This is a genomic window from Alloyangia pacifica, assembly GCF_020524285.1.
Lineage (GTDB): Bacteria > Pseudomonadota > Alphaproteobacteria > Rhodobacterales > Rhodobacteraceae > Salipiger > Salipiger pacificus_B.
Window position 1 is genome coordinate 18,917 of sequence record NZ_JAIVKX010000002.1, and the last position, 20,327, is coordinate 39,243.

Annotated in this window: 21 protein-coding genes; 20 read left to right on the forward strand and 1 reads right to left on the reverse strand. The window is 66.6% G+C overall.

The genetic code is table 11. The annotated features are described in order from the left end of the window. The first annotated feature begins 31 nt into the window (after nt 1-31). From LC039_RS00945 to LC039_RS01040, 20 genes are all read left to right on the forward strand, one after another. Nucleotides 32-1,192: an NADH-quinone oxidoreductase subunit E gene (locus tag LC039_RS00945; RefSeq protein WP_226621190.1), complete on the forward strand. Its 1,161-nt coding sequence runs from the start codon at nt 32-34 to the stop codon at nt 1,190-1,192. 26 nt (nt 1,193-1,218) lie between these two features. Beyond that, entirely contained in the window at nt 1,219-1,914 is a 696-nt protein-coding gene (locus LC039_RS00950) for an endonuclease (RefSeq protein WP_226621191.1), read from the forward strand. A gap of 67 nt (nt 1,915-1,981) precedes the next feature. After that, entirely contained in the window at nt 1,982-2,200 is a 219-nt protein-coding gene (locus tag LC039_RS00955; RefSeq protein WP_226621192.1) for a DUF5337 domain-containing protein, read from the forward strand. A gap of 3 nt (nt 2,201-2,203) precedes the next feature. Continuing rightward, nucleotides 2,204-3,499, forward strand: coding sequence for an NADH-quinone oxidoreductase subunit NuoF (nuoF, locus tag LC039_RS00960; protein WP_226621193.1), 1,296 nt, complete (start codon nt 2,204-2,206; stop codon nt 3,497-3,499). 41 nt (nt 3,500-3,540) lie between these two features. After that, nucleotides 3,541-3,945 (forward strand): DUF5333 family protein, encoded by a 405-nt coding sequence (locus tag LC039_RS00965; protein ID WP_226621194.1) that lies wholly within the window; start codon nt 3,541-3,543, stop codon nt 3,943-3,945. A gap of 2 nt (nt 3,946-3,947) precedes the next feature. Next, nucleotides 3,948-4,295: a hypothetical protein gene (locus tag LC039_RS00970; protein ID WP_226621195.1), complete on the forward strand. Its 348-nt coding sequence runs from the start codon at nt 3,948-3,950 to the stop codon at nt 4,293-4,295. A 128-nt stretch (nt 4,296-4,423) separates the two neighbouring features. After that, the gene (locus LC039_RS00975) at nt 4,424-4,837 is read left to right on the forward strand and encodes a DUF5333 domain-containing protein (RefSeq protein ID WP_226621196.1); all 414 of its coding nucleotides are present in this window, start codon (nt 4,424-4,426) and stop codon (nt 4,835-4,837) included. 85 nt (nt 4,838-4,922) lie between these two features. Further along, a complete protein-coding gene (nuoG, locus tag LC039_RS00980) occupies nt 4,923-6,911 on the forward strand; it encodes an NADH-quinone oxidoreductase subunit NuoG (RefSeq protein ID WP_226621197.1) in 1,989 nt (662 codons plus the stop codon). A gap of 3 nt (nt 6,912-6,914) precedes the next feature. Further along, nucleotides 6,915-7,307, forward strand: coding sequence for a hypothetical protein (locus LC039_RS00985; RefSeq protein ID WP_226621198.1), 393 nt, complete (start codon nt 6,915-6,917; stop codon nt 7,305-7,307). 10 nt (nt 7,308-7,317) lie between these two features. Then, nucleotides 7,318-8,355, forward strand: a complete 1,038-nt coding sequence (gene nuoH / locus LC039_RS00990; RefSeq protein WP_226621199.1) for an NADH-quinone oxidoreductase subunit NuoH — start codon at nt 7,318-7,320, stop codon at nt 8,353-8,355. Between the two features lie 6 nt (nt 8,356-8,361). After that, a complete protein-coding gene (gene nuoI, locus LC039_RS00995; RefSeq protein ID WP_226621200.1) occupies nt 8,362-8,856 on the forward strand; it encodes an NADH-quinone oxidoreductase subunit NuoI in 495 nt (164 codons plus the stop codon). A 110-nt stretch (nt 8,857-8,966) separates the two neighbouring features. Continuing rightward, nucleotides 8,967-9,374 carry a carboxymuconolactone decarboxylase family protein gene (locus LC039_RS01000; RefSeq protein WP_226621201.1) on the forward strand — a complete coding sequence of 136 codons (408 nt, stop codon included), beginning with the start codon at nt 8,967-8,969 and terminating at the stop codon, nt 9,372-9,374. Then, a complete protein-coding gene (locus tag LC039_RS01005) occupies nt 9,371-9,979 on the forward strand; it encodes an NADH-quinone oxidoreductase subunit J (protein ID WP_226621202.1) in 609 nt (202 codons plus the stop codon). The genes LC039_RS01000 and LC039_RS01005 overlap by 4 nt, the downstream gene beginning before the upstream one ends. 122 nt (nt 9,980-10,101) lie before the next feature. After that, nucleotides 10,102-10,407 (forward strand): NADH-quinone oxidoreductase subunit NuoK, encoded by a 306-nt coding sequence (nuoK, locus tag LC039_RS01010; RefSeq protein WP_066100814.1) that lies wholly within the window; start codon nt 10,102-10,104, stop codon nt 10,405-10,407. Between the two features lie 6 nt (nt 10,408-10,413). After that, nucleotides 10,414-12,576 (forward strand): NADH-quinone oxidoreductase subunit L, encoded by a 2,163-nt coding sequence (gene nuoL / locus LC039_RS01015; protein ID WP_226621203.1) that lies wholly within the window; start codon nt 10,414-10,416, stop codon nt 12,574-12,576. Continuing rightward, nucleotides 12,576-14,126 (forward strand): NADH-quinone oxidoreductase subunit M, encoded by a 1,551-nt coding sequence (locus LC039_RS01020; RefSeq protein ID WP_226621204.1) that lies wholly within the window; start codon nt 12,576-12,578, stop codon nt 14,124-14,126. Before nuoL ends, LC039_RS01020 begins: the two co-directional genes overlap by 1 nt. An 11-nt stretch (nt 14,127-14,137) precedes the next feature. After that, a complete protein-coding gene (gene nuoN / locus LC039_RS01025; RefSeq protein WP_226621205.1) occupies nt 14,138-15,580 on the forward strand; it encodes an NADH-quinone oxidoreductase subunit NuoN in 1,443 nt (480 codons plus the stop codon). A gap of 116 nt (nt 15,581-15,696) precedes the next feature. Beyond that, on the forward strand, nt 15,697-16,440 hold the full coding sequence (locus LC039_RS01030) for a biotin--[acetyl-CoA-carboxylase] ligase (RefSeq protein ID WP_226621206.1): 744 nt from the start codon (nt 15,697-15,699) through the stop codon (nt 16,438-16,440). A gap of 10 nt (nt 16,441-16,450) precedes the next feature. Then, the gene (locus tag LC039_RS01035; protein ID WP_226621207.1) at nt 16,451-17,233 is read left to right on the forward strand and encodes a type III pantothenate kinase; all 783 of its coding nucleotides are present in this window, start codon (nt 16,451-16,453) and stop codon (nt 17,231-17,233) included. Continuing rightward, a complete protein-coding gene (locus tag LC039_RS01040) occupies nt 17,230-18,897 on the forward strand; it encodes a ribonuclease J (protein ID WP_226621208.1) in 1,668 nt (555 codons plus the stop codon). Before LC039_RS01035 ends, LC039_RS01040 begins: the two co-directional genes overlap by 4 nt. A gap of 233 nt (nt 18,898-19,130) precedes the next feature. Here the strand turns inward: LC039_RS01040 and LC039_RS01045 are convergent, their stop codons facing one another. After that, nucleotides 19,131-20,306, reverse strand: a complete 1,176-nt coding sequence (locus LC039_RS01045; RefSeq protein ID WP_226621209.1) for a cytochrome P450 — start codon at nt 20,304-20,306, stop codon at nt 19,131-19,133. Between the last annotated feature and the right edge of the window lie 21 nt (nt 20,307-20,327).

The following is a 20,327-nucleotide window of genomic DNA, read 5'->3' on the forward strand; positions in this document are numbered from 1 at the left end:
CCAATGACATGAACCGAAGGTCCGTTTGCCCATGCTGCGCCGTCTTCATCACGACCAACCCGAGAGCTTCGCTTTCACGCCCGCCAACATGGATTGGGCCGAGGCGCAGATCAGCAAGTATCCCGAGGGCCGTCAGGCCAGCGCCATCATCCCGCTGCTGTGGCGGGCGCAGGAGCAGGAGGGCTGGCTGAGCCGCCCGGCGATCGAATATGTCGCCGACATGCTGGGGATGGCCCACATCCGCGCGCTCGAGGTGGCCACCTTCTATTTCATGTTCCAGCTGCAGCCGGTGGGCTCGGTGGCGCACGTGCAGATCTGCGGCACCACCTCGTGCATGATCTGCGGCGCTGGCGAGCTGATGGAGGTCTGCAAGGCCAAGATCGCTGCCAAGCCGCATGAGGTCTCGGCCGACGGCAAGTTCTCCTGGGAAGAGGTCGAGTGCCTCGGGGCCTGCTCGAACGCGCCCATGGCGCAGATCGGCAAGGACTACTACGAGGATCTGACCGGCGAGAAGCTGGCCGAGATCCTCGACGCCATGGCGGCGGGCAAGGTGCCCGCGCCGGGTCCGCAGAACGGCCGTTTCGGCTCCGAGCCGCTGGGCGGCCCGGTGGTGCTGACCGAGGGCAAGGACGAGGAGCTGAACGCCTCTGTGGCGCTGGCGACCGCGATCGGCGACACCGTCAAGCGCATCGACGGCACCGAGGTGCCGCTGCGCGCGCCGTGGCGCGACCGCTCGGACGAGAAGGGCGATGCGACGCCCGACACCCATGCGCCGAAGCTGTCCGAGGGCGAGCCCGCCGACGAGACCGGCATCGATAAGCGCGAAGCCCCGGTGACCCCGGCGGCCGAGGTGAAATCCGACCCGGAGCCCGCAGAGCCGCAGCCGCTCGGCGAGGGCCGCAAGCCCGAAACCCTGAGCGCGCCGCGCGAGGGCGGGGCGGACGACCTCAAGAAGATCAAGGGTGTCGGCCCCAAGCTCGAAGAGCTGCTGCACCGCCTCGGCTTCTTCCACTTCGGGCAGATCGCTGCCTGGACCGAGGAAGAGCTGGCCTGGGTGGATGCCAACCTCGAGGGCTTCAAGGGCCGCGCCTCGCGCGATGCCTGGGTTGCCCAGGCCAGGACCCTGGCCGAAGGTGGTGAGACGGAGTTCTCGGCCCGCGTGGAAAAGGGCGAGGTCTACGACGACGACTGAGTGATGACATGACCAGGGAGTGAGAGATGACAGAGCTGACGATGCAGGACGGGGGCACACGCAAGTGCTGGATAGCAGCGGCCGTGATCGGCCTCGTCGTCGCGCTGTTCGCGCTGGGTGGGGGCAAGGGCTTCGTGGCGGCACTGCTGCTCGGGCTGCTCGCCACCGGCCTGCTCGGGTCGCTCTTTGTCTGGATGACCTGCGCGCCGGTTCCGCAGCTCGCCGCGCGCTCGCCGATTTCGCAGCTCACGCCCTCGGTCGAGGGCGAGGTGCCGCCGGTTCCGGAGCACGCTCCGGCTGCCCCGGCGCCGCTGATGTCGGAACCGGCGCCCGAGGCGGCGCCCGCAGAGACGCCCGCGTCCGCCCCGGTGGCGGTGCCCGCAGAGACACCCGCCGAAGCTCCGGCTGCGGCGGTAGACGTGGAAGAGGAGGGGGGCTCGCAGCCCGAAGCGCTGGCACAGCCGCGCGCGGGCGAGGCGGACAACCTGAAGGAAATCAAGGGCGTGGGCCCCAAGCTCGAACAGCTGCTGCACGAGCTGGGCATCTACCATTTCGACCAGATCGCCGGCTGGAGCGCCGCCGAGGTCGCGTGGATGGATGAGAACCTGAAAGGGTTCCGCGGCCGGGTCTCGCGCGATGACTGGATCGGGCAGGCCAAGCTGCTGGCGGCTGGCGGGGAGACGGAGTTCTCCAAGCGCGTCGAGGATGGCGAGGTCTACTGACCCGCCGAGGGAATGAGAGCGCTGCCGGGGTGGACCGGCGGTGCGGGAACAAGGAAACGGGACCGAGATGAGCGGACAGGACCAGCACAGCCGGCAGGGGCGCATCACCGCGCTCGTCATCGCCGGAACCGGGCTGGCCTGGATCGCCGCGACGGTGGCCGGGGAACTGCTGGGCTGGTCCCAGCGCACGAGGGCCTTCTTCGACCTTGCCGCTCTGGCCGGGTTCGGGACGGCGATCTGGATGATTTACGGGCTCTGGCGGTCACGCCGGAAAGACAAGGACTGAGCGATGCTGAAGGACGAAGATCGGATCTTTACCAATCTCTACGGCATGCAAGACCGCTCCCTCGCCGGGGCGAAGAAGCGTGGCCACTGGGACGGCACGGCCGGCATCATCGCCAAGGGCCGCGACTGGATCATCGACGAGATGAAGGCCTCGGGCCTGCGCGGCCGCGGCGGTGCTGGGTTCCCGACCGGCCTGAAGTGGTCCTTCATGCCCAAGGAGAGCGATGGTCGCCCGGCCTACCTGGTGATCAACGCCGATGAATCCGAGCCCGCGACCTGCAAGGACCGCGAGATCATGCGCCACGATCCGCACACGCTGATCGAGGGCGCGCTGATCGCCTCCTTCGCGATGAACGCGCATGCGAGCTACATCTACATCCGCGGCGAATACATCCGCGAGCGCGAGGCGCTGCAGGCGGCGATCGACGAATGCTACGACGCGGGCCTGCTGGGCAAGAACGCCGCCGGCTCGGGCTGGGACTTCGACCTCTACCTGCACCACGGTGCCGGCGCCTATATCTGCGGCGAGGAAACCGCGCTGCTCGAAAGCCTCGAGGGCAAGAAGGGCATGCCGCGGATGAAACCGCCGTTCCCGGCGGGCGCGGGCCTCTACGGCTGCCCGACCACGGTGAACAACGTTGAATCCATCGCCGTCTGCCCGACCATCCTGCGCCGCGGCGCGACCTGGTTCTCCTCCTTCGGGCGGCAGAACAACGCGGGCACCAAGCTCTTTGCGCTCACCGGCCACGTCAATACGCCCTGCGTCTTCGAAGAGCAGATGTCTCTGCCGGTGCGCGAGCTGATCGAGAAGCACGGCGGCGGCATTCGCGGCGGCTGGGACAATCTCAAGGCGATCATCCCCGGCGGCGCCTCCTGCCCGATCCTGCCCAAGGACAAGCTCGAAGACGCCATCATGGACTTCGACTGGATGCGTCAGAACCAGTCGTCCTTCGGCACCGGCTGCATGATCGTCATGGATCAGAACACCGACGTGATCAAAGCCGTCTGGCGCCTGTCGAAGTTTTTCAAGCACGAGAGCTGCGGCCAGTGCACGCCGTGCCGCGAAGGCACCGGCTGGATGATGCGGGTGATGGACCGCCTGGTGACCGGCGACGCGGAGGTCGAGGAGATCGACATGCTGCTCAACGTCACCAAGCAGGTCGAGGGCCACACCATCTGCGCGCTCGGCGATGCCGCGGCCTGGCCGATCCAGGGCCTGATCCGGCACTTCCGCGAAGAGATCGAGGACCGCATCAAGGCCAAGCGCACCGGGCGCATGGGCGCCATGGCGGCCGAGTGATCCGGGTGGGTGTGAAAATGGTACGCGGTGGATTTTGTGTGATGGCGGCGCTTGTCGTCGCGGGCTGTGCGGCGACGCCCTCGGGCGGGCCGTCGATGGGCCTCGGCGGCGGCTCGGTGGCCAACCGCTGGGAGCAGCGGGTGGTGACCATCTCGATGGCCGAGCGCATCGCCGACGCCTGCCACGGTGAGGGCATCTACCTTGCCCCGTCGCGCTGGGGCGGGGCGGCGCACCGCGCGACCGAAGAGATGGCGGCGGAGGGCGTCGATCGCGACGCGCTCGAGGCGGCCTTCGCGGCGCAGGATTTCGGCGCGCTGTCGATCGAGATCGACAGGACGCTGGCCCGCAAGGGCGTCGAACCCGGCCGGCCGCAGAGCCTGTGCCGCGTCGGCGCCGAAGAAATCGCGGCGGGGTCCGACCTGGGCCTGACGCTGAAGAAGGGATGATCATGGGACAGAAACTCCGGCCGCATTTCCGCATGGGCGCACTGCTGGCGCTCGCTGGGCTGCTTGCGGCCTGCGGCGCGAGCAAGGACGATCCCGAGTTCGGCGGGCTGCGCTTCCGCGGCACGGCGAAGCCGGTGGGCGAGGATCGGGCGAACTTCGTTGCCACGGTCAGCGATGCCGCGCGCGCGCCCTACGCGGCGGTGGATGCCGGGCTCTACGAGGGCACCAAGTACTGCATCCACTACCTCGGCACCTCGGACATCGCCTGGGCGGTCACGCCCGAGGCGCTGCGGGCTCAGCCGCGCCTCTCGGGCCGCGACCTCGTGCTGCGGGGGCGCTGCGTCGAATGAGTGGCAGCGCGCTCATAACGCGGGGTTTTCCGGGTGGTTATTGCATAGCCTCCGGTGTCGCCCCCACATCCCTTGGCGAGGGAGTCCGCGCAATCGCGGCCTCCGCACTGCGCCAATGGAGTAAAGATATGAGCAAGCTCAGAACCACCGTCCTCGCCGCAACGCTGGGTCTGGTCGCGCTGCCCGGCACCGTGATGGCCAAGCCGCCGCTCGGCGAGGTGCGCGAGATCCACGACGGGCTCATGGCCGTCGGCATCGCCGACGAGATCCGCAACCGCTGCGACAATATCGGCGCGCGGATGATCACCGCCATGGGCTACCTCAACACGCTGAAGAACCGGGCGCGGGCGCTCGGCTACAGCAACGAGGAAATCGAGGATTACGTGACCTCGAAGGCCGAGAAGAAGAAGATGCGCGCCGACGGCGAGGCCTACCTGGCGTCGCGCGGCGTCGCCGCGGACGACACGGCGGGGCTCTGCCGGGTCGGGCGCGAGGAAATTGCAAGGGGCAGCGCCATCGGCGCGCTCCTGAGGGAGAAATGATGCGACACGCGACGTGCATATCCCCCAGCGCCCTGCCGCAGGCGGCGGGAGCGTCGCGTGTGTCACCAGTCATGGGAAGATGCCAATGACCAACCTTCGTAAGATCGTCATCGACGGCAACGAGATCGAGGTGGACGGGTCGATGACCCTGATTCAGGCCTGTGAGGAAGCCGGCATCGAGGTGCCGCGCTTCTGCTACCACGAGCGCCTGTCCATCGCCGGCAACTGCCGCATGTGCCTTGTCGAGGTGGTCGGCGGCCCGCCCAAGCCCGCGGCCTCCTGCGCCATGCAGGTGCGCGACCTGCGGCCCGGCCCCGAAGGCCAGCCGCCGGTCGTGAAGACCAATTCGCCGATGGTCAAGAAGGCCCGCGAGGGGGTGATGGAGTTCCTGCTCATCAACCACCCGCTCGACTGCCCGATCTGCGACCAGGGCGGCGAATGCGACCTGCAGGACCAGGCCATGGCCTACGGCGTCGACTTCTCGCGCTTCCGCGAGGCCAAGCGCGCCGTCGAGGACCTCGATCTCGGCCCGCTGGTCGAGACCCATATGACCCGCTGCATCTCCTGCACCCGCTGCGTGCGCTTCACCACCGAGGTGGCGGGCATCACCCAGATGGGCCAGACCGGGCGCGGCGAGGATGCCGAGATCACCTCGTATCTGAACCAGACGCTCGACTCGAACCTGCAGGGCAATATCATCGACCTTTGCCCGGTCGGCGCGCTGGTGTCGAAACCCTATGCGTTCACCGCCCGCCCGTGGGAGCTGACCAAGACCGAGTCCATCGACGTGATGGATGCGCTTGGCTCGAACATCCGTGTGGATACCAAGGGTCGCGAAGTCATGCGCTTCCTGCCGCGCAACCATGACGGCGTGAACGAGGAATGGCTGTCGGACAAGAGCCGCTTCGTCTGGGACGGCCTGCGCCGCCAGCGTCTCGACCGGCCCTACATCCGCAAGGACGGCAAGCTGAAGCCCGCCACCTGGCCCGAGGCTCTCGCCGCCGCGGCCTCGGCGCTGAAGAGCGCCAAGAAGGTGGCCGGTCTGGTCGGCGATCTCGCCCCGGTCGAGGCAGCCTTCTCGCTCAAGCAACTGGTCGAAGGGCTCGGCGGGGCGGTCGAATGCCGCACCGACGCGGCGCGGCTGCCGGTCGGCAACCGCTCGGCCTACGTGGGCAATGTGGCGCTCGAGGACATCGACACCGCGAAAGAGATCGTGCTGATCGGCACCAACCCGCGCGACGAGGCGCCGGTGCTGAACGCGCGCATCCGCAAGGCCTGGATCGCCGGCGCCGAGGTCAAGCTGATCGGCGAAGCCGCCGACCTGACCTATGACGTGACGCACCTGGGGTCTGACCGCGCGGCGCTGTCGGGTGCCGAGGTCTCCGAGGATGCCATCGTGATCGTGGGACAGGGCGCGCTGCGCGAGGCCGATGGTCTCGCGGTTCTGGCCGCGGCCCAGGCGCTCACCGGCAAGCTGCTGGTGCTGCACACCGCCGCTGCCCGTGTCGGCGCGCTCGACGTGGGTGCGGTGACCGAGGGCGGTCTGGAAGCGGCCACCAAGGACGCGGACGTGATCTTCAACCTCGGCGCCGATGAGATCGAGATCGAGGCAGGTGCCTTCGTGATCTACCAGGGCTCGCACGGCGATCGCGGCGCACACCGCGCCGACGTGATCCTGCCGGGCGCGGCCTACACCGAGGAAAACGGCCTCTTCGTCAACACCGAGGGCCGGCCGCAGCTTGCCTTCCGCGCCGGTTTCGCACCGGGCGAGGCGAAGGAGAACTGGGCGATCCTGCGGGCGCTTTCGGCCGAGGTCGGCAACACGCTGCCCTGGGACAGCCTCGCGCAGCTCCGTCAGGCGCTGGTCGCCGCGGTGCCGCATCTGGCGCAGGTCGACATGGTGCCGGAAAACGAGTGGTCGCCGCTCGAGACCGACAAGCTGGGCGATGCGTCGTTCCGCAACGCGGTCAAGGACTTCTGGCTGACCAACCCGATCGCCCGCGCCTCGGTGCTGATGGCCGAGCTGTCGGCAAACGCAAAGGCGCGCCGCGACGCGCCGCTGGCCGCCGAGTGATCCATGCGCGCGCGGATATCCCTCTCACTGGCGGCACTGGCCGCGCTCTGTGCCTGCGAGCAGACCTCGCAGGACAAGGCGCCGTTCGTGCCGTCCTACGAGGGGATCGAGACGCGGCTGCTGGACGGCGATCTGGTGAACTTCCTCGTGGCCATGCGCGGTGCGCGCGGCTCGGAGGATGTGGAGACCTACGCAGATTGCGCCGCGGCGCAATATGCGCTGATCCGGGGCTACGGATTCGCGCGTCATCTGCGGACGAATGTATCGGAAGAGGGTGGCCTCTGGCGCGGAGATGCGGTTTACACCATCTCGGCGGCGCTGCCCCGCGGGCTCAAGACGATCGACGCGGAAGTCGTCGCGTCAGCCTGCGCCGAGAACGGAATACCGATGGTGTGAGGGACACTTGATGGCAGACTTCTTCGCGACCCCCTTCGGCATCTTCATCCTTGTGCTCGCGCAAACCCTTGCGGTCGTGGCCTTCGTGATGATCTCGCTGTTGTTCCTGGTCTATGGCGACCGCAAGATCTGGGCCGCCGTCCAGATGCGGCGCGGCCCCAACGTGGTGGGGGTGTTCGGCATTCTCCAGTCGGTGGCCGACGCAATCAAATACGTCCTCAAGGAAGTGGTGATCCCGGCGGGCTCTGACAAGAGCGTGTTCCTGATGGCGCCGCTGATTTCCTTCGTCTGCGCGATGATCGCCTGGGCGGCCATTCCCTTTGCCGACGGCTGGGTGCTGGCGGATATCAACGTGGCGATCCTCTACGTGATGGCGATCAGCTCGCTCGAGGTCTACGGCGTGATCATGGGGGGCTGGGCGTCGAACTCGAAGTACCCGTTCCTCGGTTCGCTCCGTTCCGCCGCGCAGATGATCTCCTACGAGGTGTCGATCGGCCTGATCATCATCGGCGTGATCATCTCCACGGGCTCGATGAACTTCGGCGACATCGTGCGCGCCCAGGACGGCAGCTTCGGCTTCTTCAACTGGTACTGGCTGCCGCACTTCCCGATGGTCTTCCTGTTCTTCATCTCGGCCCTGGCCGAGACCAACCGCCCGCCGTTCGACCTTCCGGAAGCGGAATCCGAACTGGTGGCCGGCTACCAGGTGGAATATTCCTCGACGCCCTTCCTGCTGTTCATGGCAGGTGAATACATCGCGATCTTCCTGATGTGCGCGCTGACCTCGCTGCTGTTTTTCGGCGGCTGGCTGTCGCCGATCCCCGGCCTGCCCGACGGCGTGCTGTGGATGGTCGCGAAGATGGCGTTCTTCTTCTTCATCTTCGCGATGGTGAAGGCGATCACCCCGCGCTACCGCTACGACCAGCTGATGCGCCTGGGCTGGAAGGTGTTCCTGCCGTTCAGCCTGTTCTGGGTGGTCTTCGTGTCCTTCGCGGCGAAATTCGGATGGTTCTGGGGCATCTTCGCCCGCTGGACCACGGGAGGTTAAGCAACCATGGCATCGATCGACTACGGCCGGGCAGTCAAGTATTTCCTGCTGGCAGACTTCATCAAGGGCTTCCAGCTTGGCCTGAAGTACTTCTTCGCGCCCAAGCCCACGCTGAACTACCCGCACGAGAAGGGCTACCTGTCGCCGCGCTTCCGTGGCGAGCACGCGCTGCGCCGCTATCCCAACGGCGAAGAGCGCTGCATCGCCTGCAAGCTCTGCGAGGCGATCTGCCCGGCGCAGGCCATCACCATCGACGCCGAGCCGCGCGACGACGGCAGCCGCCGCACCACGCGCTACGACATCGACATGACGAAATGCATCTACTGCGGCTTCTGCCAGGAAGCCTGCCCGGTGGATGCGATCGTCGAGGGGCCGAACTTCGAGTTCTCGACCGAGACCCGCGAGGAGCTTTTCTACGACAAGGAGAAGCTGCTGGCGAACGGCGAGCGCTGGGAGGCCGAGATCGCCCGCAACCTCGAGCTCGACGCTCCGTATCGCTGACACACCTGGGGAGGAGAGCACATGACCGCCACCTTTGACCAAGCCCGAGCCGAGGCCCGCCGCACCCGCGCGCGGGGCAGGGCAGGGATTGGCCATGCAGGAGGCCGGGCATGAGCGATCAGAAAACCCCCTTCGAGCTGATGATGACCCAGGCGCAGGAGATGGCGAAGGCCTTCAACCCCGCGCTGGAGAGCTTCGCGCCCAAGGAGTTCGAGAAACTCTGGCCGACGATGCCCAAGGACATCATGGAGTTCTGGTTCGGCAAGGGCATGTCGAAGGACGGGCTCGACGCCAAGACCCGGCTGCTGCTGACGCTGGCCGGGCTGACCATGCAGGGCGCCCAGGCCGACACGCCGGTGCGCATGACCGTGCGCCACCTGATCGAGGCCGGCGCCACCAAAGACGAGATCGCCGAGACCATCGCCCATATGTCGATGTTCGCCGGCATACCCGCCATGACCCGCGCCATGGAACTTGCGCGCGAGGTGATGGAAGACAACAAGGATGACGCAAAATGACCGTGTTCGCCTTCTACCTCTTTTCGCTCTGCGCCATCGTGGGCGGGCTGTTCACGGTGATCGCCCGGAACCCGGTGCACTCGGTGCTCTGGCTGATCCTCGCCTTCCTCAGCGCGGCGGGGCTCTTCGTCCTGCTCGGCGCGGAATTCGTCGCGATGCTGCTGGTCATCGTCTACGTCGGCGCGGTGGCGGTGCTTTTCCTCTTCGTGGTGATGATGCTCGACGTCGACTTCGCTGAGCTGCGTGCGGGCATGGCGAAATACATGCCTCTGGCGCTGCTGATCGGCATCGTCATCCTGATGCAGCTCGGCATGGCCTTCGGCGGCTGGCAGGCTTCGGAACTGGCCTCGAGCCAGCTCTCGGCCCCGACGCCCGCGCCCGAGGAGATGCAGAACACCGTGGCGCTCGGCGTGCTGCTCTATGACCGCTATTTCCTGCTGTTCCAGCTGGCGGGGCTGATCCTTCTGGTCGCGATGATCGGGGCGATCGTGCTGACGCTGCGCCACCGCACCAACGTCAAGCGTCAGAACGTGCTGGCGCAGATGTGGCGCGACCCGGCCAAGGCGATGGAGCTGAAGGACGTGAAGCCCGGGCAGGGGCTCTGAGTTACGTCCTGCCGCGCCGCCCGGGAGGGGCGGGCGCGGCGGGCAACGGGATATGACGCGGACCCACCCGTCAAAGGGCCGCGAGGGACTAGAAGAATCGGGGCAGAGACCCGGAGGGATGCATGATCGGACTTGAACATTACCTGACGGTGGCGGCCGTGCTGTTCGTCATCGGGATTTTCGGGATTTTCCTGAACCGGAAGAACGTGATCATCCTGTTGATGTCGATCGAGCTCATCCTGCTTTCGGTGAACATCAACTTCGTCGCCTTCTCGTCCTTCCTGGGCGACCTGGCGGGGCAGGTCTTCACGCTCTTCGTGCTGACCGTGGCCGCCGCCGAGGCGGCGATCGGCCTCGCGATCCTGGTCTGCTTCTTCCGCAACCGCGGCTCGATTGCCGTGGAAGACGTCAACGTGATGAAAGGCTGATCGCCCATGGAGACGATTATTCTCTTCGCCCCGCTGTTGGGCGCGGTGCTGGCCGGGTTCGGCTGGCGCTTCATCGGCGAGAAGGGGGCCATGTGGGTGACCACCGGCCTGCTGTTCCTGGCCTGCCTGCTGTCGTGGATCGTGTTCCTGTTCCTCGGCGAGGCGGAAACCATCCCGCTGTTCCGCTTCATCGAGTCCGGCTCGCTGAGCACCGAATGGGCGATCCGCTCGGACCGGCTGACGGCGATCATGCTGATCGTGGTCACCACGGTCTCGGCGCTCGTGCACCTCTACAGCTTCGGCTACATGGCGCATGACCCGCAGTTCAAGGAAGGCGAGAGCTACAAGCCGCGCTTCTTCGCCTACCTGTCGTTCTTCACCTTCGCGATGCTCGCGCTGGTGACCTCGGACAACTTGGTGCAGATGTTCTTCGGCTGGGAAGGCGTGGGCGTCGCGTCCTACCTGCTGATCGGCTTCTACTACAAGAAACCCTCGGCGGGCGCGGCAGCAATGAAAGCCTTCATCGTCAACCGCGTTGGCGACTTCGGCTTCCTGCTCGGCATCCTGGGCCTGTTCTTCCTCACCGACTCCATCCGCTTCGACGACATCTTCGCGGCGGCGCCGCAACTGGCGGAAACGCAGCTGACCTTCCTCTGGACCGACTGGAACGCTGCGAACCTGCTGGCCTTCCTGCTGTTCGTCGGCGCCATGGGCAAATCGGCACAGCTGCTGCTGCACACCTGGCTGCCCGACGCGATGGAAGGCCCGACCCCGGTGTCGGCGCTTATCCACGCCGCGACCATGGTGACCGCCGGCGTCTTCCTCGTCTGCCGCATGTCGCCGCTGATGGAATACGCGCCCGAGGCGATGGCCTTCGTCACCTTCCTCGGGGCCACCACCGCCTTCTTCGCGGCGACGGTCGGCCTGGTGCAGAACGACATCAAGCGCGTCATCGCCTATTCGACCTGTTCGCAGCTCGGCTACATGTTCGTGGCGGCGGGCGTCGGCGTCTACTCGGCGGCCATGTTCCACCTGCTGACCCACGCCTTCTTCAAGGCGATGCTTTTCCTCGGTGCCGGCTCGGTCATCCACGCGATGCACCACGAGCAGGACATGCGGAACTACGGTGGCCTGCGCGGCAAGATCCCCTACACCTTCTGGGCGATGATGATCGGCACGCTGGCGATCACCGGCGTCGGCATCCCGCTCACGCACATCGGGTTCGCCGGTTTCCTGTCGAAGGACGCGATCATCGAGAGCGCATGGGCGGGCACCGCGGGTGGCTACGCCTTCTGGATGCTGGTCATCGCGGCGCTGTTCACCTCCTTCTACTCCTGGCGCCTGATCTTCCTGACCTTCTACGGCCGTCCGCGCGGCGACAAGCACACGCATGAGCACGCGCACGAAAGCCCCAAGGTGATGACCATTCCTCTGGCGGTGCTCGCCGTGGGCGCGGTCTTTGCCGGGATGGTCTTCTACGGCCCGTTCTTCGGCGACCATGACAAGGTGAACCGCTTCTTCGGCATCCCCGCGCATCACGCGGAGGCTTCGGAAGAGGGTCACGGTGAGGCGGCGGGCGAAGAGCACGCGGCTGCCACCGAGGAGCACGGCGAAGAGACCGCCGTCGCCACCGAGGAACATGGTGCCGAAGCGACCGAAGCCGCGGCCGAGGAAGGCCACGCCGAGGCAGCGACGCATGTCGCGACCGGCATGGCTCCCGAGGGCGCGATCTTCATGGGCCCCGACAACCATGTCATGGACGAGGCGCACCACGCGCCGGTCTGGGTCAAGGTCTCGCCGTTCTTCGCCATGCTGATCGGCTTCGGCGTCGCGTATCTGTTCTACATCGTGAACCCGGCGCTGCCGAAGCGTCTGGCCGAGAACCAGCGCCCGCTGTACCTCTTCCTGCTGAACAAGTGGTATTTCGACGAGATTTACGACTTCATCTTCGTGCAGCCGGCCAAGAAGATCGGGCGCTTCTTCTGGAAGCGCGGTGACGGCAACGTCATCGACGGTTCGATCAACGGCGTGGCGATGGGGATCATCCCCTTCTTCACCAAGCTCGCGGGCCGTGCCCAGTCCGGCTACATCTTCACCTACGCCTTCGCCATGGTGATCGGCATCGCCGTTCTTGTCACCTGGATGTCGATCCTCGGAGGGGCTCACTAATGGCCAACCTTCTTTCCATCGTCACCTTCCTGCCCGCGCTGGCGGCGCTGATCCTCGCGCTGTTCCTGCGCGGCGGCGACCAGGCCGCGGACCGGAACGCCAAGTGGCTCGCGATGATCGCGACCACGGCGACCTTCGTGATCTCGCTGTTCATCCTGTTCCAGTTCGACCCGGCCAACACTGGCTTCCAGATGGTCGAAGAGGGCACCTGGATCATGGGGCTCAAGTACAAGATGGGCGTCGACGGCATCTCGGTGCTCTTCGTGATGCTCACCACCTTCATGATGCCGCTGACCATCCTTTCGTCCTGGGGCGTGAAGACCCGCGTGAAGGAATACATGATCGCCTTCCTGCTGCTGGAGACGCTGATGCTCGGCGTGTTCATGGCGCTGGACCTGGTGCTCTTCTACCTCTTCTTCGAGGCGGGGCTGATCCCGATGTTCCTGATCATCGGCATCTGGGGCGGCAAGGAACGCATCTACGCCTCGTTTAAGTTCTTCCTCTACACCTTCCTCGGCTCGGTGCTGATGCTGGTGGCGATCGTCGCCATGTATGCCGATGCCGGCACGCTCGACATCCCGACGCTGCTCACCCACGAGTTCTCGACCGCGGGCTTCTCGGTGCTCGGCATCCACATCGTCGGCGGTCTGCAGACGATGCTCTGGCTGGCCTTCTTCGCCTCCTTCGCGGTGAAGATGCCGATGTGGCCGGTGCACACCTGGCTGCCCGACGCGCACGTGCAGGCGCCCACCGCGGGCTCGGTGGTGCTGGCGGCGATCCTGCTGAAGATGGGCGGCTACGGCTTCCTGCGCTTCTCGCTGCCGATGTTCCCCGTGGGCTCGGAGGTGCTGGCGCCGCTGGTCTTCTGGATGTCGGCCATCGCCATCGTCTACACCTCGCTCGTCGCGCTGGTGCAGGAGGACATGAAGAAGCTCATCGCCTATTCGTCGGTCGCCCACATGGGCTACGTGACGCTGGGCATCTTCTCGGCCAACCAGCAGGGCGTCGACGGCGCGATCTTCCAGATGATCAGCCACGGCTTCGTATCGGGCGCGCTCTTCCTCTGCGTCGGCGTCATCTATGACCGCATGCACACCCGCGAGATCGACGCCTACGGCGGCCTCGTGAACCGCATGCCGGCCTATGCGCTGATCTTCATGTTCTTCACCATGGCCAACGTTGGCCTGCCGGGCACCTCGGGCTTCATCGGCGAGTTCCTGACCATGATGGGCATCTTCCAGGTCAACACCTGGGTCGCCGCCGTGGCCGCGACCGGGGTGATCCTCTCGGCGGCCTATGCGCTCTGGCTCTACCGCCGCGTGGTCTTCGGGGATCTCATCAAGGAGAGCCTGAAGACCATCCAGGACATGAACACCCGCGAGCGCTGGACCTTCGCGCCGCTGGTCGTGATGACCCTGTGGCTCGGGGTCTACCCCGCCGCCGCGCTGGACATCATCGGCCCGTCGGTCGAGGCGCTGGTCAACCACTATGATACGGCCGTGGCGGCCGCCGATCTCGGCGGCACCTCCGTGGCCGAAGCGAACCACTGAGGGGGCGAGGCATGATCTCGGCTGATCTGAACACCATCCTTCCGGAGCTGCTGCTGGCGGTCTACGCCATGCTGGCGCTGCTCGGCGCGGTCTACACCGGCAAGGACAAGCTCGCCCCGGCGCTGGTCTGGCTCACCGCCGCGGTGATGGCGATCCTGGCGCTGTGGATCGGCACCGCCGGCTCCGGCACCAACCCGGCCTTCCACGGCATGTTCATCGACGACGCCTTCTCGCGCTTCGCCAAGGTGGTCATCCTGATCGCCGCGGCCTGCGTGCTGGTGATGGGCCTCGGCTTCATGCAGAAAACCAAGATGCTGCGCTTCGAGTACCCGGTGCTGGTGGCGCTCTCGACGGTCGGCATGATGGTCATGGTCTCGGCGGGCGACCTGATGACGCTCTACATGGGCCTCGAGCTGATGTCGCTCGCGCTCTACGTGGTCGCCTCGCTGCGCCGCGACAGCGAGATGTCGACCGAGGCGGGCCTGAAGTACTTCGTGCTGGGCGCGCTGTCGTCGGGCATGCTGCTCTACGGCGCCTCGCTGACCTACGGCTTTGCCGGCACGACGCTGTTCTCGGGCATCATCAACGCCGCCACCGAAGGGCACCTGTCCATCGGCCTGCTGATCGGCCTGGTGCTGATGATCTCGGGCTTCTCGTTCAAGGTCTCGGCGGTGCCGTTCCACATGTGGACGCCTGACGTCTACCAGGGCGCCCCGACGCCGGTCACCGCCTTCTTCGCCACCGCGCCGAAGGTCGCCGCCATGGGGCTCTTCGCCCGGGTGATGCATGACGCCTTCGGCGGGGCCGTGGCGGACTGGAGCCAAGTGGTCGCGCTGATCGCGGTGCTGTCGATGTTCCTCGGGTCCATCGCCGCCATCGGTCAGACCAACATCAAGCGCCTGATGGCCTATTCCTCGATCGCCCACATGGGCTACGCGCTGATCGGCCTTGCCGCAGGCACCGAGGCGGGCGTGCAGGCGATGCTGATCTACATGGTCATCTACGTGACGATGAACGTCGGCACCTTTGCCTTCATCATGTCGATGAGCAAGGATGGCCAGCCGGTCACCGACATCCGTGCGCTCGGCATGTACTCCAAGCGCGAGCCGGGCCGGGCCCTGGCCATGCTGGTGCTGCTGTTCAGCCTCGCCGGCGTGCCGCCGCTGCTCGGCTTCTTTGCCAAGCTGGGCGTCTGGCAGGCGGCCATCGCCGAAGACATGGTCTGGCTCGTCGTGGCCTCGGCCATCGCCTCGGCCATCGGTGCCTTCTACTACCTGCGCATCGTCTTCTACATGTACTTCGGCGAAGACCGCGAGGATGCGCTGGACGCGGGCGGCTCGCCGATCCTCTGGGGCTTCCTGGTGGTCTCGGCCTTCATCATGGTCGCGGGGGTGGTGAACCTCTTCGGTCTGGAAGGCCCGGCAGCCGCCGCGGCGGCGACGCTTGTCAACTGAGCGCCGAGCCAGCACAAAAACATCGAGTGGCGCGCCTCTGGCGCGTCACTTTGTTTTCGCCTATGCCGCAGCGGCCCGCTGTGGGCGCGACGAGAAATGGACGAAAGGGCAGGCGCATGTGGCCTGACGGCTATGGCCGGCGCGTGCTGGCGGAAGTGGACAGCACCAATGCCGAGGCGGCGCGGATCGTCTCCGGCCTGACCGGCCCCGAGTGGATCCTCGGGCTGAACCAGGTGGCGGGCCGCGGGCGCCGCGGGCGGCCCTGGACCATGCCCGCGGGCAATTTCGCCGGGACGCTGGTGCTGCCGGTCTCCGAGCCGCCGCAGGTCGTCGCGCTGCGCAGCTTCGTCGCCTCGCTGGCGCTGCACGAGGCGTTTGTCGCAGTGACGGGCAGGGCCGACATGCTGGCGCTGAAATGGCCCAACGACGTGCTGGTCAATGGTGGCAAGGTGGCGGGCATCCTGCTCGAAAGCCTCGGCCGTCATGCCGGGCGCGACTGGCTGGCGATCGGCATGGGGGTGAACCTTGCCGGCGCACCCGACGTGGGCGAGGTCGAGCCCGGCGCGCTGCGCCCGGTCTCGCTCCTGTCCGAGGCCGGGGTGCGGGTGACACCCGAAGAGTTCCTGGCCGTCCTCGCCGCCGCCTACGCGCAGGAAGAGGCACGGTTCCGGGCGCTCGGCTTTGCCGGCATCCGCGAGGCCTGGCTCTCGCGTGCCGCCCGGCTCGGGTCGGTGATCACCGCGCGCACCGGGCGCCATGAATTTACCGGCACGTTCGAAACGGTGGACGATGCCGGCAATCTTGTCCTAAGGACAGCCAGCGCGCGGCAGGCGATTGCCGCCGCGGACGTGTTTTTCTGAGGGGGCGCGCATGCTTCTGGCCATCGACTGCGGCAACACCAACACCGTGTTCTCGATCTGGGACGGGGAACGCTTCCTCGCGACCTGGCGCACCTCGACCGAGCACCAGCGCACCGCCGACCAGTATTACGTCTGGCTCTCGACGCTGATGGAATTCCAGCGCATCGAGGCCGAGATCACCGATGTGATCGTCTCCTCGACCGTGCCGCGCGTGGTATTCAACCTGCGTGTGCTGGCGGATCGCTATTTCAACACCCGCGCCATGGTGGTAGGCAAGCCCGAATGCGCGCTTCCCGTGGACGTGCGGGTGGATCTCGGCACCAACGTGGGGCCGGACCGGCTTGTAAACACGGTGGCGGGCTATGATCTCTACGGCGGCGATATCATCGTGGTCGACTTCGGCACCGCGACAACCTTCGACGTGGTGGCGCAGGACGGCGCCTACGAGGGCGGGGTGATCGCACCGGGCGTCAACCTCAGCCTCGAAGCGTTGCACCAGGCTGCCGCCGCGCTGCCGCATGTGGACATCACCAAGCCACAGCGCGTGGTCGGAACAAACACCGTCGCCTGCATGCAGTCAGGCGTTTTCTGGGGCTATGTCGGCCTCGTCCGTGAAATCTGCGCGCGCATCAAGGCCGAACGTGACCGGCCGATGCGCGTCATCTCAACCGGTGGGCTGGCACCGCTTTTCCAGCAATCCGAAGACCTCTTCGACGACTGGCGGGAGGATTTGACCATGCATGGTCTCACCGTCATCCACGCATACAATCTTGGCAGGAGCCAAAGCACATGAGCAGTGAACGCATCATCTATCTTCCCCTCGGGGGTGCCGGCGAGATCGGCATGAACGCCTATGTCTACGGCTACGGCAAACCGGGCGAGGAACGTCTGATCCTCGTCGACATCGGCGTTGCCTTCCCCGACATGGACACGACGCCCGGCGTCGACATCATCTTCGCCGACATCAGCTGGCTGAAGGAAAACCGCGAGCGGCTCGAGGCGGTGTTCATCACCCACGCCCACGAGGACCACGTCGGCGCCATCGGCCATTGCTTCGAGGATCTCGGCGTGCCGGTCTACGCGCGCGCCTTCACCGCCAATATCGCCCGCGGCAAGCTGGCGGAATACGGCCATTCCCCCGAGACGGTCACCACCGTCTCGCCCTGGCCCGAGACCATCAAGGCCGGGCCCTTCACCGTCGGCTTCCTGCCGATCTCGCACTCGATTCCGGAAAGCTCGGGCCTGGTCATCGACACCCCCGGCGGGCGGCTGGTGCACACCGGCGACTTCAAGCTCGACCCGAACCCGATCGTCGGCGAGGCCTTCGATCCCGATCTCTGGGCCGAGGTGTCGAAGGACGGGGTGAAGGCGCTGATCTGCGACTCGACCAACGTCTTCTCGCCCAACCCGGGCCGCAGCGAGATCACCGTCGGCCCCGAGATCGAGACGCTGATCGCCAGCGCGCCGCAGATGGTCGTCGCCACCACCTTCGCCTCGAACGTGGCGCGGGTGAAGACGCTGGCCGAGGCAGGCGAGCGGGCCGGGCGCTCGATCTGCCTGCTCGGCCGCGCCATGCGCCGGATGATCGAGGCGGCGATCGAGACCGGCGTGGTGACCTCCTTCCCGAAGGTCATCTCGCCCGAGGACGCCACGCAGATCCCGCGCGAGAACGTCATGCTGATCGTCACCGGCTCTCAGGGCGAGCGGCGGGCGGCCTCGGCGCAGCTGGCGCGCGGCAAGTACAACGGCATCGAGCTGAAGGAGGGGGATCTCTTCCTCTTCTCCTCGAAGACCATCCCGGGCAACGAGAAGGGCGTGATCCACATCATGAACTCGCTGTCGGAGAAGGGCGTCGACATCGTTGACGACGATGGCGGCAAGTACCACGTCTCGGGCCACGCCAACCGCCCCGACCTCGAGCGCATGCAGGACATCGTGAACCCGCAGATCGTCGTGCCGATGCACGGCGAGCACCGCCACCTGCGCGAGCACATGAAGCTCGCCGAGGGCCGCGGCCGCGCCGGGGTGCTGGCGATCAACGGCACCATGGTGGACCTGTCGGGCAACCAGCCCACGGTTGCCGGCTATGTCGAGAGCGGTCGCACCTACCTCGACGGCTCGGTGCAGATCGGCGCGCTCGACGGGATCGTCCGCGACCGTATCCGCATGGCGCTGAACGGCCACGTGGTGGTGACTGTGATCCTCGACGAGGAAGACGAGCCACTCGGCGAGCCCTGGTGCGAGCTGAAGGGTCTGCCGGAGCTGGGCCGCTCGAACGCGCCGCTGGTCGACATCCTCGAGGAGGATCTGGCGCAGTTCCTCGGTCGCGCCGGTGAGAAGACCCTGACCGACGATGACAAGCTTGAGGAAGGCATGCGCCGCATCGTGCGCAACTCGGCGGTCAACGAGATCGGCAAGAAGCCCGAGGTGACGGTGGTGATCAGCCGCCTGTCGTAAGGCTTTCGGCCGGACGGACAAAAGGCGCGTCGCGGAAGCGGCGCGCCTTTTTTGTTTGTGGGACATGAGCCGGGCGAGCGCCTGCCCGTGGGGTGGCGCTGCAACCTGCGAGGTCTATACTTTATCCAAGCCAAGCCCGCGCGACTTGCGAACGCCTCACGAGGATGACAAAGCGCCAGCCCGCCGGGACGGGCAGGCGCTCGCCCGGCGGCTTCGCCTTGATTCCGGGCGGGTCAGCGCGTGACCCGTAGCGCCTCGAGCCCGTGGAAGTGGTAGAGGTCGGCGTATTTCGGCACTCCTACCAGCTTCATTCCCGAAAGCCGTTCAAAGAGGATCGGCAGCGCCGTCACCAGTTCGAGTCGGGCCAGTGGCGCGCCGACGCAGAAATGCATGCCGCCGCCGAAGCTGGTGTTGGTCACCACCGGGCGCGAGGGATCGAAACGCGCGGGCTCGGCCCAGACCGCCGGATCGCGGTTCGCCGCGCCCAGCAGCAGCGCCACCTGGTCGCCGCGCCGGAAGGTATGGCCATAGGCCTCGACCTCCTCGTAGGCGTAGCGGGTGAACATATGCAGCGGCGGGTCGAAGCGGAGCACTTCCTCCACGACCGGCGCGGCGTTTTCCTCGGTGATCGTCACGCCCTGGTCCAGCAGCGTCTTGATGCCGTTGCCCATGGTGTGCACCGTCGCCTCGTGCCCGGCGTTGAGCAGCAGGATGCAGGTGGTGATCAGCTCGTCGGTCGAGAGCTTCTCGCCGCCTTCCTCGGCGGCGATCAGATGCGACAGAAGATCGTCCCCGGGGCTCTTGCGGCGCTCGTCCACATAGCCGCGGAGGAAGTCCGAGAACTCGGTGGCCGCCGTTGCCGCCGCCAGCTCCATCGCCATGTCGCGGCGCGCCTGGTACATGCCCACCATGTCCGCCGACCAGCGCAGGAGCTGCGGCGCCATTTCCTCGGGCACGCCGAGCAGCCGCGCGATGACGATCACCGGAATCGGCTGGCAGAATGCCGGGAGCAGGTCGATCTCGCCGCTTTCGGGCATCTCGTCGACCAGCCGATGCGCCAGCGCGGCGATCTCCGGCCCCAGCGCGGCGATGCGGCGCGAGGTGAAGGCGCGCAGCACCAGCCCGCGCAGGCGGGTGTGGCGCGGCGGCTCAAGCTCCAGCATGGAATGCGCCTCGACCGCGTAGAAGGGCGCCTGGTGCGCGGGAATCTCGGGGGCGATCTCGGGCGGCACCTCGCGCCCGAAGCGCCGGTCCTTCAGCAGCGCCGCGACGGCGCGCTGCGACACGGCGCAGGGCAGTGCGTAGTCCTCCCAAAAGGCAAGATCGCCCGCGGCGCGCATCTCGTCGTAGAACGGGTAGGGGTCCTGCACGAAGGCGGGGTCGGTCGGGGATCGGGAAAAGCGCTGCATGGGTCTCCTCTGGGTCATGGC

What these genes read in the sequence shown, in the direction of transcription:
- LC039_RS00945 (WP_226621190.1), top strand. Translation starts at nt 32, where the DNA reads ATGCTGCGCCGTCTTCATCACGACCAACCCGAGAGCTTCGCTTTCACG.
- LC039_RS00950 (WP_226621191.1), top strand. Translation starts at nt 1,219, where the DNA reads ATGACAGAGCTGACGATGCAGGACGGGGGCACACGCAAGTGCTGGATA.
- LC039_RS00955 (WP_226621192.1), top strand. Translation starts at nt 1,982, where the DNA reads ATGAGCGGACAGGACCAGCACAGCCGGCAGGGGCGCATCACCGCGCTC.
- nuoF (WP_226621193.1), top strand. Translation starts at nt 2,204, where the DNA reads ATGCTGAAGGACGAAGATCGGATCTTTACCAATCTCTACGGCATGCAA.
- LC039_RS00965 (WP_226621194.1), top strand. Translation starts at nt 3,541, where the DNA reads ATGGCGGCGCTTGTCGTCGCGGGCTGTGCGGCGACGCCCTCGGGCGGG.
- LC039_RS00970 (WP_226621195.1), top strand. Translation starts at nt 3,948, where the DNA reads ATGGGACAGAAACTCCGGCCGCATTTCCGCATGGGCGCACTGCTGGCG.
- LC039_RS00975 (WP_226621196.1), top strand. Translation starts at nt 4,424, where the DNA reads ATGAGCAAGCTCAGAACCACCGTCCTCGCCGCAACGCTGGGTCTGGTC.
- nuoG (WP_226621197.1), top strand. Translation starts at nt 4,923, where the DNA reads ATGACCAACCTTCGTAAGATCGTCATCGACGGCAACGAGATCGAGGTG.
- LC039_RS00985 (WP_226621198.1), top strand. Translation starts at nt 6,915, where the DNA reads ATGCGCGCGCGGATATCCCTCTCACTGGCGGCACTGGCCGCGCTCTGT.
- nuoH (WP_226621199.1), top strand. Translation starts at nt 7,318, where the DNA reads ATGGCAGACTTCTTCGCGACCCCCTTCGGCATCTTCATCCTTGTGCTC.
- nuoI (WP_226621200.1), top strand. Translation starts at nt 8,362, where the DNA reads ATGGCATCGATCGACTACGGCCGGGCAGTCAAGTATTTCCTGCTGGCA.
- LC039_RS01000 (WP_226621201.1), top strand. Translation starts at nt 8,967, where the DNA reads ATGAGCGATCAGAAAACCCCCTTCGAGCTGATGATGACCCAGGCGCAG.
- LC039_RS01005 (WP_226621202.1), top strand. Translation starts at nt 9,371, where the DNA reads ATGACCGTGTTCGCCTTCTACCTCTTTTCGCTCTGCGCCATCGTGGGC.
- nuoK (WP_066100814.1), top strand. Translation starts at nt 10,102, where the DNA reads ATGATCGGACTTGAACATTACCTGACGGTGGCGGCCGTGCTGTTCGTC.
- nuoL (WP_226621203.1), top strand. Translation starts at nt 10,414, where the DNA reads ATGGAGACGATTATTCTCTTCGCCCCGCTGTTGGGCGCGGTGCTGGCC.
- LC039_RS01020 (WP_226621204.1), top strand. Translation starts at nt 12,576, where the DNA reads ATGGCCAACCTTCTTTCCATCGTCACCTTCCTGCCCGCGCTGGCGGCG.
- nuoN (WP_226621205.1), top strand. Translation starts at nt 14,138, where the DNA reads ATGATCTCGGCTGATCTGAACACCATCCTTCCGGAGCTGCTGCTGGCG.
- LC039_RS01030 (WP_226621206.1), top strand. Translation starts at nt 15,697, where the DNA reads ATGTGGCCTGACGGCTATGGCCGGCGCGTGCTGGCGGAAGTGGACAGC.
- LC039_RS01035 (WP_226621207.1), top strand. Translation starts at nt 16,451, where the DNA reads ATGCTTCTGGCCATCGACTGCGGCAACACCAACACCGTGTTCTCGATC.
- LC039_RS01040 (WP_226621208.1), top strand. Translation starts at nt 17,230, where the DNA reads ATGAGCAGTGAACGCATCATCTATCTTCCCCTCGGGGGTGCCGGCGAG.
- LC039_RS01045 (WP_226621209.1), bottom strand. Translation starts at nt 20,306, where the DNA reads ATGCAGCGCTTTTCCCGATCCCCGACCGACCCCGCCTTCGTGCAGGAC.